We start from the raw sequence: 13,878 nt of genomic DNA on the forward strand, positions 1-13,878 counted from the left end.
CTTTTTGTATAATTGATTAATGGACGCCAAACGCCCAACCCCAGACTAACAATTGGTTCATTAGTCATTCACCCATTCAAAATTCACTCATTCAATAACTGGTCTAATCAACCCTCAACTCCAAACTTATCTAGCCACCTCATATATCAGCTGTACAACACCTGATGGAGCGCTTTTTGTTTCTTTTAATGTTAACCAAACCCGATTGGTAATTTCGCTGAACAGTAATTTTCCTTCACCCAATATTACGGGATGTACAGCTAGCTGCAACTCATCAACCAGACCGGCATTTAAAAAGGTAGATATTAGCTTTGCACCACCATATAACCATATGTTTTTGCCTGAAAGGTTTTTAATTTCGTTAACCCTTTGTACAATATCCGACTGAATAAAAGTGGCACCTGTATCATCGCTGGTTTTGGTCTCCGAAAAAACATATTTTTTCTTGCGGTTAATATTTTCGGAGATCGATTTCATCAATTCATCCTCTTCTTCTCCAGGTTGGTAATTTCCCCAGAGATCATAGCTGATCCGCCCATAAAAAATAGAATCTATGCCATCTAAAAAATCGTTAAAATTGGCATCGCCATCCATAATGCACCAATCAATTTCTCCGTTAGGACCTTCAATGTAGCCATCAAGCGTAACAGCAAGGTTTAGAATAATCTTTCTCATATTTCGAAATTATTTTATCCGTTCGATACTAAAAGCGCGATCTTCTTTGTTAAAACCCACTTTAGGGTAATAATCAAAAGCAGTAGGTACTGATAAAAGAAGAAGCGTACATTGATCACCGAGCTTTTCGCGTGTAATAGCAATCATTTCTTTGCCTATACCGGCGCTTTTATAGCCTGTAAATACGGCCAAGTCTGCGAGGTAAGCGCACCAAACCCAATCGGTAATGGTTCTGCAAATGCCAACAAGTTTATCCTTTTGCCATGCGGTAACCAATAGGTTGGCATTTTTTAACATCAGCGCTATTCTTTCCGGTTCAGTTGGCCTTTTAAGTCCTGCCTGGACAAATAGTTCAATTACTTCTTCCGGTGCAGGGATAACACCTATTTCATAGGTAATGGTCATATCAATAGGTTTTACTACTAAAATACAAAATATCACTTAATGGACTAATATAAAATCGGTTTTGAAATTAGATTTGGCACTCATCACCATCGGTTAATTCTTCAACTTAACCTTAAGTTAACATATACGCTCTTTCTTTGTTCAGCATTGCATGATATAGATGCTTTTAACATGATCAAACCCTTTAGTGTTCTTGTCCTTTTTCTGCTTTTTATTTCGAACGCGATTGCTCAGGAAGAAAAATTCGAATCGATTATTGCCCTTAATCAAAAAGACCCGACTGCAGCCCTGGCTCAATTAAAAAAAATATACGCCAAATCTATCGATGACAATGATGAGCTTTTAGAAGGCAAATGTTTACAGCAAATGGGCAAGGTTTGTTATACACAGGGGCATTTCAGTCAATCGTTAGAGTTCTTTTTAAAAGCCGATAAAATATTCAGCAATGCCAATCAATCGCTTTTATTGGCTGCTAACCTTAACGATGCGGGCGTGCTCTACTATTATATGAAGCAGAAAGAAAAGGCCATGCACAGTTATAACAAAGCCATCGGCATCTATAAAAGATTGAATAATTTAACCGGACAGGCAACCGTTTTGGGCAATATTGGGCAGTTATACGAAAAAAGGCAACTTTACGACAGTGCATTTTACTATCAAAAACTCGCTTTAAAAATAAACGAACAGGTTAATGATAAAAGTGGCGCGGCAAAAATACACGAAAATCTGGGTAGCATATATGAAGATCTGGAGCGTTACGATTCTGCTCACGTACATTTTAAACAAGCGCTAAATTTATATCAGGAAGATCATAATAACATGGGAAGTATAGAGGTAATTAATAATTTGGGCGATATCCTCCGTAAAACAGGCCGGTATAAGGAAAGTATTGTGCAAACTGAAACTGCGTTAAAACTGGCCGAAAAGATGGGTAATGTCTATCAGTTAAGCTCCTGCTGCAGAGATTTGGGCAAGGCTTACGAACTGTTGGACAATATGGACAGCGCCTACCATTATGTAAAACTTGGCTATAAATACACGATCGATCTGTATTCGCAAGATGGCGCCCGGCAGGTAGCCTTTTTGCAGGTACTTTACGATATCAATAAAAAATCAGATGAGATCATTAAACTGAAAAACGACCGGAAGGTGAACAGGATCATTGCTTTTTCTGCCACAATTGTCGTGATATTATTGGTCATTTTGGGATTTGTTATTTTTAGCAGACAAAGGTTAAAATTAAGAGATCAACAGATGCTGGCGCGGCAGAAAGCGATAGAACATGATATGACCAGTTTGGCGCTCAAAAATCTTCAGCTCGAAGAGCAAAATCTGAAACAGTTGCTGGAGGTTAAAAGCAGAGAACTGTCTACCCATACCTTAAATCTGATTAAACACAACCAATTCCTTGAAAATCTTAGGAGTACCTTACAAGCGATGGTAAAAGAGGATAAGCGTGATCAGAAAAAGCAGATGAATCAGATCCTCACGGAGATTAATCAGAGCTTTAATCACGAGCGCAACTGGAAAGAATTTACGGTGGCTTTCGAACAGGTTCACCATCAGTTTCTCGAAAGCCTAAAAAAATATAGCAGTGAACTAACTTCAGGCGATATGCGCTTGATTGCACTGTTAAAAATGAACCTCGATTCAGGCGATATCGCAACCTTGCTTGGCATATCTACTGATAGCTTAAGGGTATCGAGATATAGGCTAAGGAAAAAGCTGAATCTGGCGCAAGGCGATAATTTATCAGCATTTATCCAGGCATTATAACCGTTACATCAGCTATATTATTATTACCTGTTTTTTGGTTTTTACGGGCTTAACAATTTGTTAATGTAACGGTAATGAAAGCATAACGGCGTTTTTATGTATATTTAATTTACTGATAATTAATGTGTTATATATTTGTGTTGCCTTTTAATATATGTTTGTTGTAACGCTGTTGCCTTTATGTAACCTCAATAATTTCTTTGTGTAAAATGGTGTATACACCTTTGCCCCGTCGATAATAAAAAGACATGACTAAACACAATGAATAAACGATTACAAATTCTGTTTTTACTTCTTTTTTGTGCGGGCACCGCAAATGCCACAAAACTGAAAGGCCACGTTTACGATAAGCAAACTGGAGAGGCCATTGTAGGTGCAACAGTGGTTTTAGAGAACCCAAGGCGCACAACCAATACCGGATTAGATGGTACTTTCGAATTTAAGGATGTAAAAGCAGGTGGTGCCAAAATTAGTGTAAGCTACATTACTTACAAAACCATCGAGAAAACCTTAGTGATACTGAAAGAGGATAACGATCACTTAAAATTCTATATGGAGAGCGATTCGAAAAGCCTTGATGATATCACCATTAAATCGAATGCAGTGAGTTCTACCGATCAGGGAGCCAGGCGCCTGGAAAAAAATGCCCCACAGCTGATGAATATCGTATCAGGAAGGTCGATTGAGATTTCGCCGGATTTAACGGTAGCCAATGTGATGCAACGTATTTCGGGTGTATCAATAGAGCGCAATAGCAACGGCGATGGACAATACGCCATTTTAAGGGGGATGGATAAACGCTACAACTATACTTTGGTAAATGGCGTGAAAATTCCAAGTCCAGATAACAAATACCGTTATGTTCCACTTGATCTTTTTCCTTCTGATTTACTCGACCGTTTAGAGGTGTACAAAACACTTACACCAAATTTAGAGGGCGATGCCGTTGGCGGCGCCATTAATATGGTGATGAAAAATGCCCCAGGCTTATTGCAGGTAAATGCCAATGTTTCTACAGGTTATAGCCAATTGTTTTTCGACCGCAAGTTTGCCAGTTACGATGCTTCAGGTATTAATTATAAATCGCCTTACGAAATAAACGGGAAAAACTATAATGCTACACAAAACGATTTTAGTAAGGGAACAATCGATTATAAATATAAAAATCCTGCACCTAATTTAATTGGTAGCTTATCCTTAAGTAAGCGCTTTTTGGATAATAAGTTAGGAGTGGTGTTGGCAGGAAGTTATCAGAATACCTACCGCGGTAGCAACAGTACTTTTTACAATAACGCAGTTGTTGGAACCAATCCATATGCAACCATTACCAGTAAAAGTTACCGTGAGTATTCTGAACAGCAGCAACGCACAGGCTTACATGGAAAAATTGATTATGTTTTTAACAAAGACCACCAGATCAGTTTTTACAATGTGTACGTTAATCTGAAAAACCAACAGGTTAGAGATGCAATAACCACTACTTATAACAAGGATTATGATCCTATAGCAGGAAATGCCCAATTGGTTTTCGATACCCGTAGCCGTTTAACTGAGCAACAGATTTACAATTCTACGCTGCATGGCGACCATAAATTTTTTGATGATAAATTTAAAGTCCAGTGGTCGGCTGTTTATTCTTCGGCCAAAAACGATGTACCCGAAAATACCAGTATCAGCCTGAATGGGTTGGAGCAGAATTTTCAACGCAAACGCACCAGTTTAGTCAATACCAATCCGGTTACGCGCAGATGGGAACGCAATACCGACGAGGATCTAGCTGGTTATCTTGATTTGACTTACCATGTTTTATCAGGGACCCATAAACTGGATCTTATGGCAGGAGGGTTATACCGCGATAAAAAAAGGAGCAGCTTCTTTAATAATTATAATTTGGCTCAGGGAGCAGATCATGCAAATGATATTTATGGTGTGAATTTCCAAAATTATACCGACCTGAATCTGGTAGTCAGCAATCCAACAGGCGCGGTGGCCAATTCCCTTACCTACGATGCAACTGAGCAAAGCACTTCTGGTTATGGAATGTTTAAATATACTTCAGCTAAGTTAGAAGTAATTGGTGGTGCCAGAGTAGAACATACCAATCAGGGCTACAACCTGCTTTTTCCGGCAGGTGAATCTTTTCCAAAAGGAAATCAGATTTATACCGACGTACTACCGAGTTTAACTGCAAAATATTTTTTAACAGAAAAAGCGCAGTTGCATGCTTCTTACTACAAAGCACTTAACCGTCCGGGTTTTTACGAAATTGTACCCGGAAAAGTTGTAAACGAAGAATTTCAGGAACGTGGTAACCCTAACCTGCAACGTGCACTGGCTGATAATTTTGATTTAAGGTACGAACTTTTTCCTGGCGCTTCAGAGCAATTATTGGTTGGTGCATTCTACAAAAGGATAAAAAATCCAATTGAATATACTTTTCAGGCCGATGCTGTTCGTGGTCAGGATATTTATTATAGTCCAGGAAACTTTGGTACGGCCAATAACTACGGAGCAGAGGTAGATTACATCAAATATTTCAGTAAAATAGGTGTTAAGGCCAATTATACCTACACCCATTCGCGCATTAACACACTTAAAACCACCAGGGTGATCAATAGTACGACTGGAGATACCGAGCCAGCGAATGTTAATCAGGAACGCCCGCTTTATGGTCAGTCTGCACATATTGCCAACCTGTCCATATTGTTTAAAGACACAAAAAAAGGCTGGGATGCTCAGGTTGCCGGTGCCTATACGGGACCGCGCATCAACACCGTTTCGCAATTCTTAAATAACGATTTGTGGCAGGAAGGATTTGTTCAGGTGGATGCCTCTGCAGAGAAACGTTTTAAAGGCGGCATCAGTGTTTTTGTAAAAGCCAATAACATCTTAAATACGCCGACAAAATTATTTATAAAAGGTACAAACCCAGCAAATAACGATATCAAAGAAGATTTGGTTAAAAATGGAAACACCTTGATCAGAAGCGATTATTATGGACAGAATTATCTTGTTGGCTTCAGGTATAAATTCAATTAATAGCATTTAAAGAAACAAAGACATGAAATCAAATCAGATTTTTAAATTATTAATCCTTGTTGTACTGGCCGTAGCAGGATGTGAAAAAGCCAATATCGATGTTGATACCACTGCTGTTGATGGATCGGCAATTGGCGAGGTTTCAGGCGTTTGGGCAAAAGGCAGTACGCAGGTTATTAAAGGCGACATTGTAATTCCGGAAGGGAAAACATTAACGATTGAAGAGGGGGTAACGGTGCTGATGGATACAGTTGCGAAACCAGAAATTATTATAAAAGGTAATCTGTACGCACTTGGAACTGCAGAAAATCCGATCAGGTTTACGGTAAATGAGTTTTATAAAACCCCATCAAAAAAATTCGGAAAGCTTTGGGGAGGTATTTTAGCCGGCCAAACATGTGAGGAACTGGTGCTTGATCATGTAATTCTCGAATACGCAGGATCAACTACTTCAGATGCTTCAACATCGGTTAAAATGGGACTTTATAAAGCAAAAGCCGGAGAAAACTTACCCGCGCTCTGGTTTGCCAATGCTAATGGCAAATTAGTGGTTCAAAATAGCATCTTCAGAAACCTCCAGGAAGATTGTACTTACATTGATGGTGGAAAGATTATTTTTGCCAATAATGTGTTTTATACCACTGGCGTAACAGGAGGAGAAGCCATGAACTTTAAATCGGGCTGTTTGGCAGATGTGGCCTATAACCTGGTTTATAGCACCAATACCAATGCCTTAAAATTATCTAACACTGGAGATAAAACACCACAAGCCTATATTATTGCCTATAACAATACCATGGTGAATACGGGCTGGAGAAGACCAACGGCCAAAGGCGGATCGATCTGGCTGGAGAGCACAGTACGTGCCGATCTGTATAATAATCTTTTCGCCAATACCCGTTTTGGTGTAAAAAGAGATCCAAAAAAGCCTGAAGATAACCGTTCTGCTTATAGCAATAACTGGTATTATGGTTTCGATCAGGCGACTGTAAACCAGTTTCAGCCAACTGGCGATATTGTGGGTGGTAAAAATGATGTGATCAGCAATGTTGCCGGAGCAAATGATCCTAAATTTGTAAATTATCCATTAAACACTGCGGTTACCAATGCCGATTTTAATACCGCATGGGATTTTCACCTTCAAGGTAACTCACCGGCTTTGGGTAAAGGCATCACTAACTTTACCCGCCATCACCAGGCCGGAATTACAATGAAAAATGGTATCACCTATAGCTCACCTTCACCATCAACATTTATTGGTGCATACGGAACTAAAATATAAAATGAAACATAATAATATATTAAAACTTGCCGCTTTTGCGGTTCTAAGCCTGACCATTTCTTGTAATGGAGGCGCACAAAGCGGAAGTAGTACAGCAGTAAAGCCCTTATACGTATCCGATCCTGTCGATTTTGACACTGATGATCCTGCTATCTGGGTAAACCCGGATAATCCGGCGCAGTCTTTGGTAATCGGTACCGATAAAGATAGCAGTGGCGGTTTATATGTTTTCGATCTGAAAGGTAAAATCATCAGGTCAAAAACCGTAAAAGGCTTAAAGCGCCCAAACAACGTTGATATAGCCTATGGTTTATTGTTGGCTGGAAAAAAAACAGATATTGCCATAACCACAGAACGTTATACGCATAAACTACGCATATTTTCCCTTCCTGATATGAAAGTAATAGATAATGGCGGAATTCCTGTTTTTGTTGGCGAAGCAGGGGCAGAGTACCGCGATTTGATGGGGATTTCGATGTATACCGATCCAAGTGGAAAAATTTATGCAATTGTTGGCCGTAAAACGGGACCTAAAAACGGAGGTTATCTTTGGCAATACCTGTTAACTGACGACGGAAAAGGCAATGTTAAAGCAGATTTGGTTCGAAAATTTGGCCAGTATAGTGGTAAAAAGGAAATAGAAGCCATTGCTGTTGATAACGAACTGGGTTATGTTTATTATTGCGATGAGCAGGTTGGCGTACGCAAGTATTATGCCGATCCGGCCAAAGGGAATAAAGAACTGGCACTGTTTGGGCAGGGCGATTATGCTGTCGACAATGAGGGGATTGCTATTTATAAAACTTCAGGGAATAAAGGATATATCATGGTATCCGATCAGGGGGCTAAGCAGTTAAAAGTGTACGATCGGGTGGCTAAAACCAATACTGCTCATCCACATCCACTGTTAACCACCATTAAATATTCAGCCAATCAAACGGATGGTATTGATGTGGTTTCAGTTCCTTTAAACGCCGATTTTAAACACGGTTTGTTGGTGGCTATGAGCGATGATAAAACCTTTCATTTTTATAGATGGGAAGATCTAGCAGGTAAAAAATTGACTAGTGTAAATCCATAACATTAACATTTGTTTTTTGGAAAGCAATTGCAGGAGCATTTAGGGCGGTTCAGTCCTGCTCCCGCTTCTGCCAATTTGAAGGAAATCGGCATCTCGCTTCGATCAGGTTTAGGAGGCAGAAATAGTACTGCTATTATGTGTATAATAAACCGCTACCCCGCAAATAACCAATATCGTTAAGTTTACAGGGTTTTAACCATAGATGCACACAGATAAACACGGATTTCCATATCTGTGTGCATCCTTTTTATCTGTGGTTAAATTATTTTGATTTATGGCGAATACTTAACTATTGACATAATAAAACCCTCCCCGTTGCAGGCGGGTAACCAATGCCGTTAAGTTAAGGAGGAAACGTTATTTTGCAATTGCTTACTAATAAGATATTTGCGATACTATGCATTTCCACCCAGCTAGGCCACAGCACCGCATCCCCGTTCCACTTAAATCCGGCCTAACAAATTTTTCGGATTCTGCTGACCCAGCCACATCACTGGCCCTTAAAGAAAAATTTTCAGCCGGCATTTTTTGTTTTTTCATGGGCTTTTATGCTTTCAATGGCATTCAAGCTAGCTACGCTGGTCTTTTTGATGCCAAAAAGAAAGAGTCTTTCGGCGGCGGTGAGCCGAGGCAAGAATGAGCCTCTGGACAAAAAAAGGATATGCGTCGTTTATATTGATTTTTATAAAATAAATTATCCCTCAGACTTACAACGCTTATGCTTAACTTAATAATATTGGGCGAATGACCCGCAGCGTTATCCCCGCTTGCGGTCGTCACCATGATCTGTAGTGAAACAGAAAGCTGCGAAGTAAACCGAGCTCACCGAAGGTAGTTAGCAGTCTGATGAGATTGATCTAAACAGCAATATTATTCGATAATTTATACTCAGATGGGGTAATGCCCGTCTGTTTTTTAAAAAACTTACCGAAAAAAGAGGAGTTGCTAAAGCGCAGTTCCATAGCTACCTCCGAAATATTCATAACATGACTGGTTAACAGTAATTTCGCCTCCCTGATCACCATTTCGTCAATAACTTCTCCCGCTGTTCTATCGGTTACCTGTTTAACAACCTGCGATAAATGCCTTGGCGTGATGCGTAAACAGTTGGCATAATAAATTACACGTTTTTCCTTCTTAAAGTTTTCCGATACCAACGATAAAAAGCGATTGGTGAGTTCTGTCTTGCTATCATGAGCAAAAGGTATTGGATCTTTCTGTTTGTTCTTTAACAAAAAGAGGTCGTACAGCAGTTCCAGAAAGCTATTGTGCACAATATTTTTAATCTGCGGGGTATCTTTAGGTACATTCAGCTTTTTGTGCAGCGCAAGCATGTCGTAGTAAATGAATGTATATTCTTCTTTTGATAATGAAAATTTATGAGTAGGATCGTTCTGGAACATTCTGTAAGCTTCTCCGCTATTAAAGAATATACCTTTGTTTTTTAAATAACTTTTGTTAAAATGGATACTAATGAAAGAAACATCGCTGTTGTCCTTAATCTCATAAACTGCATGTGGAAAAATGAGTAGAATGTCTCTGTGATTTAATACGTGCTCTACAAAATTTATCCGAAGGTTCATCTTTCCCTTGGTGACCAGAATTAGGGCATAACTTGATACCCGGAAAGGTTCCGAACTGCAATAACGCGGATCACTGCTATGGTGAATTTTTGCCATCAATCCATCATTTAAAGAAAGCGCCTCTTCATGGTTTTTTTCTGAAAAAGTTTTATTGAGTAACTCTTGTTGCATAAAATCGTTCAGCGTTTTTTAATAATTTCTTAACAGATTCGATCATCTTTTACACTACAATTTCAGCCACCCTTTTACGGATAGTTTTTCGCCCTTTATCTGTCGGATTTTGCTATGACAAATGTAATGTTCGTAACGAATTTTGCAAGAACATTTTTTTAAAATGACTAATTTCTGATTGATTTTGGTGTTTTTGATTAAGAATTTTACGTATTTTAACCTGTTTAATTACAGGTATTTATCTTGTTTTTAGTGGTTTTGTACTTGTTTTTAAACTTTTTACTATTTTATAATAAAAGTCAGAATGTCAATTGGTCAATTCATCTGAATGTCACATTTCATCGATCCAACTTTTTGACCAATATATCCCACATTTGAACCTTTTTTTGGGTTCAATTCCGCGTTAAAATTGTGTTATCAAATCGTTTGGTTAATGCGGTCTTAATCTACCTAGTGATTTTGATCGCTACGGTAGCATTCAGGTACAGGCCAAATTTTCAGAACAGGGTTTTAAAAACTGAAGAATATAAGTGTTCAGCATGCGTAAAAAATTACAAGATAGAATTGCCTCTTTTAAGGATGCAGCGATAATAAAAGAAAAGGGATTATATCCTTATTTCAGGTCGATTGAATCAGGCCAGGATACCGAGGTGGTTATCAATGGAAAAAAGGTACTCATGTTTGGTTCTAATTCCTATTTAGGGTTAACCAATCATCCCAAAATAAAAGAAGCTGCAAAAGCAGCCATCGAAAAATATGGGACTGGCTGCGCAGGATCGCGCTTTCTGAACGGCTCGCTCGATATTCACCTCGAATTGGAAAATCGCCTCGCAGAATATGTGGGCAAAGAAGCCGCAGTGCTTTTTAGTACTGGTTTTCAGGTCAACTTAGGGGTAATATCCTGTTTGTTAGATCGTAACGATTATTTGTTGCTTGATGAGTACGACCATGCCTCGATTATTGATGGAAGCCGTTTGTCCTTCTCGCGAACCATCAAGTATGCACATAACGATATGCAGGATCTGCGCCGAAAACTAAGCAGATTACCTGAAGATGCCGCTAAACTGATTGTTTCTGATGGGATTTTTAGTATGGAAGGCGATTTAGTTAATCTTCCTGAAATGGTAAATATTGCCAATGAATTTGGCGCCAATATTATGATGGATGATGCACACAGTTTAGGAGTAATCGGTTTTAATGGCTCTGGTACAGCATCACATTTTAACCTTACGGAGGATGTAGACCTGATTATGGGCACTTTTAGCAAATCGCTGGCCTCGTTAGGTGGTTTTATTGCGGGCAGTACCGAAACCATTGAATATATTAAGCACCGCGCCCGCTCACTGATGTTCAGCGCGAGTATGCCGCCTTCTGCTGTAGCAAGTGTAATTGCTGCATTGGATATCATCGAATCGGAGCCTGAACGGATTGATAAACTCTGGGCCAATACAGAATATGCGAAGAAACTTTTGCTCGAGGCCGGTTTCGATATCGGGCACAGCAATAGTCCGATTATTCCCATTTACATCCGCGATAATACCAAAACCTTTATGATTACGAATATCCTTCAGCAAAATGGGGTATTTGTAAATCCGGTAGTTTCGCCAGCGGTGCCTTCCGATTCATCTTTGATCAGGTTCTCTTTAATGGCCACACATACTTTCGAACAAATTGATTCAGCCATAAGCAAACTAAGTGCTGCTTTTAAAGCGGTTAACGTAGAATTAGTAGGAAGCCAATCATGAGAGAACTGGTAAAGGTTTCTGGTAAAAAAGCATTAAAGGCATTTGTAGATTTCCCACACGAATTGTATGCGGCTGATGTAAACTATGTCCCTGAGCTTTTTATTGCCCAACGCGACTTGCTTACCCCAGGCAAACATCCTTTTTACGAACATTCGGAAATACAGCTTTTTTTGCTGTACAACGAAGGTAAAGTAGTTGGGCGCATTGCAGCAATTAACAATACAAACCACAATAAGGTTTACGGCGGACATGATGGTTTCTTCGGTTTTTTCGATTGTATAAATGATGCGGAAGTTGCCTTGCAGCTTTTAAATGCTGCACAGGATTGGTTATCGGAAAGAGGACTGACGAAAGTTTTAGGTCCGGTAAATTTTTCGACCAACGAAGTATGCGGATTACTGATTGAAGGTTTCGATGGGCCACCTGTGGCCATGATGCCATATAATGCGCCATATTATCTGTCGCTCTTAGAGCAAACCGGCTTTCGGAAAAATGTCGATTTAAGAGCGTACCGCTACACCGCGGGTAATTATAGCGAAAGATCGGTTAGACTGCTGGATAGGATAGAAGAACGCCTACTCCGTAACGAAATCGTGCTGCGTAAAATCAACATGAAAAAATTCAAGGAGGAGTGTAACGCCGTGAGGGAGGTATACAATAAAGCATGGGATAAAAACCTTGGTTTTGTACCGATGACGGATAAAGAATTCGACTATACCGCAAACGACTTAAAACTGATCCTCGACCCAGAGTTTTGTATCCTGGCCGAGCAGCACGGTAAGATTGTGGGTTTTGCATTGGCCATTCCTGATATCAATCAGATCCTGATCAAAATTAAACGCGGTAGGTTGTTCCCAACAGGTTTAATCAAGCTTTTGGCCAATAAAAAGAAAATTGATGGGATCCGTATTTTGTTGCTTGGTGTGGTAGATGGTTACCGTAAAATGGGGATTGAAGCTTGTCTTTATGGTCGTATCATCAAACATTTCAAGGCTAAAAACATGAAATATGCAGAGGCCAGCTGGACTTTAGATCATAACGATCTGATCAATAAACCTATTGAAGATATTGGTGGAAAACTATATCGTAAATACAGGATTTTAGAGAAAGCGATATGAAAAAGCGGGTGTTGATTACAGGAGCGACAGGATTTGTAGGGTATCACCTGATAAAATCTGCTTTGGCGAATGATCTCGAAGTGTATGCAAATGTACGTCAATCGGCCACTGCAGCACATCTTAAAGGTTTTCCAATCAACTATGTTGACCTTGATCTTTCTTCCATATACCTGTTGAAGGAAAATATAGAGGAAAAAAGATATGACTACATCGTGCATGCAGCTGCGGTAACCAAGGCAAAAAAACTCGATGATTACAATCAGGTAAACGCCATTTATACCCGGAACCTGGCTTTGGCGGCTTCAAAATCGGCGCACAGCATAAAGAAATTTGTATTTATCAGCAGTTTGGCTGCACTGGGGCCTTTAAATCGAAAGAATGAAAAACTGACTGACAAGGGGGCATCAAATCCGGTAACCAATTATGGGATCAGCAAAGCGCTTGCCGAGACATATTTGGCTCAGATTCCGGATCTGCCGCTAATCACCTTCAGGCCGACAGCAGTATATGGGCCGAGGGAGAAAGACATTTTCATATTGATTAAAACCATTAAAGCAGGGCTGGAGCTGTATATCGGCAAGCAGGAACAGGAACTAAGCTTTGTGTACGCCACCGATTTGGCCAATATTATTATAAAAGCACTTGCATCTGATGTTGTTGGCAAAAGTTATAACATTTCTGATGGGGCAGTTTATAGCCGTTCTGCACTCGCTAGCCATGTGCGCAAGGCCTTAAACAAAAAAACGTTGACGGTGAATGTACCTGTGCAAATGATTAAGGGCCTTGCCTGGTCTATGGAACGGTTATATGGCGTGTTTAATAAGATTCCTGCTTTAAATGTAGATAAGATAAAAGAACTCACGGCACTCAATTGGGGCTGCGACATTAAAAATATTCAGAACGACTTTGGTTTTGTGCCCGAATTCGGACTCGAACAAGGGCTTAATGAAACCATAAACTGGTACCGTAAAAACAATTGGTTATAAGATTTTAAATAAAATAG

General features: G+C 39.6%; 11 protein-coding genes. 8 read left to right on the plus strand and 3 right to left on the minus strand.

Going from position 1 to position 13,878, the window contains the following annotated elements:
- Positions 1-126 precede the first annotated feature (126 nt).
- Together LQ201_RS19435 and LQ201_RS19440 are read right to left on the minus strand one after the other, a co-directional pair.
- Positions 127-675: a dihydrofolate reductase family protein gene (locus tag LQ201_RS19435; RefSeq protein ID WP_230144952.1), complete on the minus strand. Its 549-nt coding sequence runs from the start codon at positions 673-675 to the stop codon at positions 127-129.
- A gap of 9 nt (positions 676-684) precedes the next feature.
- Positions 685-1,080 (minus strand): GNAT family N-acetyltransferase, encoded by a 396-nt coding sequence (locus tag LQ201_RS19440; RefSeq protein WP_230144953.1) that lies wholly within the window; start codon positions 1,078-1,080, stop codon positions 685-687.
- A gap of 171 nt (positions 1,081-1,251) precedes the next feature.
- Between LQ201_RS19440 and LQ201_RS19445 the strand changes: the two genes are divergently transcribed.
- The 5 genes from LQ201_RS19445 (at position 1,252) to LQ201_RS19465 (ending at position 8,898) form a co-directional block, all read left to right on the plus strand.
- The gene (locus LQ201_RS19445; RefSeq protein WP_230144954.1) at positions 1,252-2,856 is read left to right on the plus strand and encodes a tetratricopeptide repeat protein; all 1,605 of its coding nucleotides are present in this window, start codon (positions 1,252-1,254) and stop codon (positions 2,854-2,856) included.
- 261 nt (positions 2,857-3,117) lie between these two features.
- On the plus strand, positions 3,118-5,895 hold the full coding sequence (locus tag LQ201_RS19450) for a TonB-dependent receptor (RefSeq protein ID WP_230144955.1): 2,778 nt from the start codon (positions 3,118-3,120) through the stop codon (positions 5,893-5,895).
- Between the two features lie 22 nt (positions 5,896-5,917).
- Positions 5,918-7,177, plus strand: a complete 1,260-nt coding sequence (locus LQ201_RS19455) for a right-handed parallel beta-helix repeat-containing protein (RefSeq protein WP_230144956.1) — start codon at positions 5,918-5,920, stop codon at positions 7,175-7,177.
- 1 nt (position 7,178) lies between these two features.
- Positions 7,179-8,258, plus strand: coding sequence for a phytase (locus LQ201_RS19460; protein WP_230144957.1), 1,080 nt, complete (start codon positions 7,179-7,181; stop codon positions 8,256-8,258).
- A 397-nt stretch (positions 8,259-8,655) separates the two neighbouring features.
- The gene (locus LQ201_RS19465) at positions 8,656-8,898 is read left to right on the plus strand and encodes a hypothetical protein (RefSeq protein WP_230144958.1); all 243 of its coding nucleotides are present in this window, start codon (positions 8,656-8,658) and stop codon (positions 8,896-8,898) included.
- Positions 8,899-9,115: 217 nt separating this feature from the next.
- Here LQ201_RS19465 and LQ201_RS19470 read toward each other — a convergent pair whose 3' ends face one another.
- Entirely contained in the window at positions 9,116-10,012 is an 897-nt protein-coding gene (locus tag LQ201_RS19470) for a helix-turn-helix domain-containing protein (protein WP_230144959.1), read from the minus strand.
- A 539-nt stretch (positions 10,013-10,551) separates the two neighbouring features.
- Here LQ201_RS19470 and LQ201_RS19475 point away from each other — a divergent pair.
- From LQ201_RS19475 to LQ201_RS19485, 3 genes are read left to right on the plus strand one after another with little or no spacing between them, the layout of a single operon-like run.
- Positions 10,552-11,757, plus strand: a complete 1,206-nt coding sequence (locus LQ201_RS19475) for an aminotransferase class I/II-fold pyridoxal phosphate-dependent enzyme (RefSeq protein WP_230144960.1) — start codon at positions 10,552-10,554, stop codon at positions 11,755-11,757.
- Positions 11,754-12,875 carry a hypothetical protein gene (locus LQ201_RS19480; RefSeq protein WP_230144961.1) on the plus strand — a complete coding sequence of 374 codons (1,122 nt, stop codon included), beginning with the start codon at positions 11,754-11,756 and terminating at the stop codon, positions 12,873-12,875. Before LQ201_RS19475 ends, LQ201_RS19480 begins: the two co-directional genes overlap by 4 nt.
- On the plus strand, positions 12,872-13,861 hold the full coding sequence (locus tag LQ201_RS19485; protein ID WP_230144962.1) for an NAD(P)-dependent oxidoreductase: 990 nt from the start codon (positions 12,872-12,874) through the stop codon (positions 13,859-13,861). The genes LQ201_RS19480 and LQ201_RS19485 overlap by 4 nt, the downstream gene beginning before the upstream one ends.
- The last annotated feature ends 17 nt before the right edge of the window (positions 13,862-13,878 follow it).

It is taken from the genome of Pedobacter sp. Bi126, assembly GCF_918698245.1.
Lineage (GTDB): Bacteria > Bacteroidota > Bacteroidia > Sphingobacteriales > Sphingobacteriaceae > Pedobacter.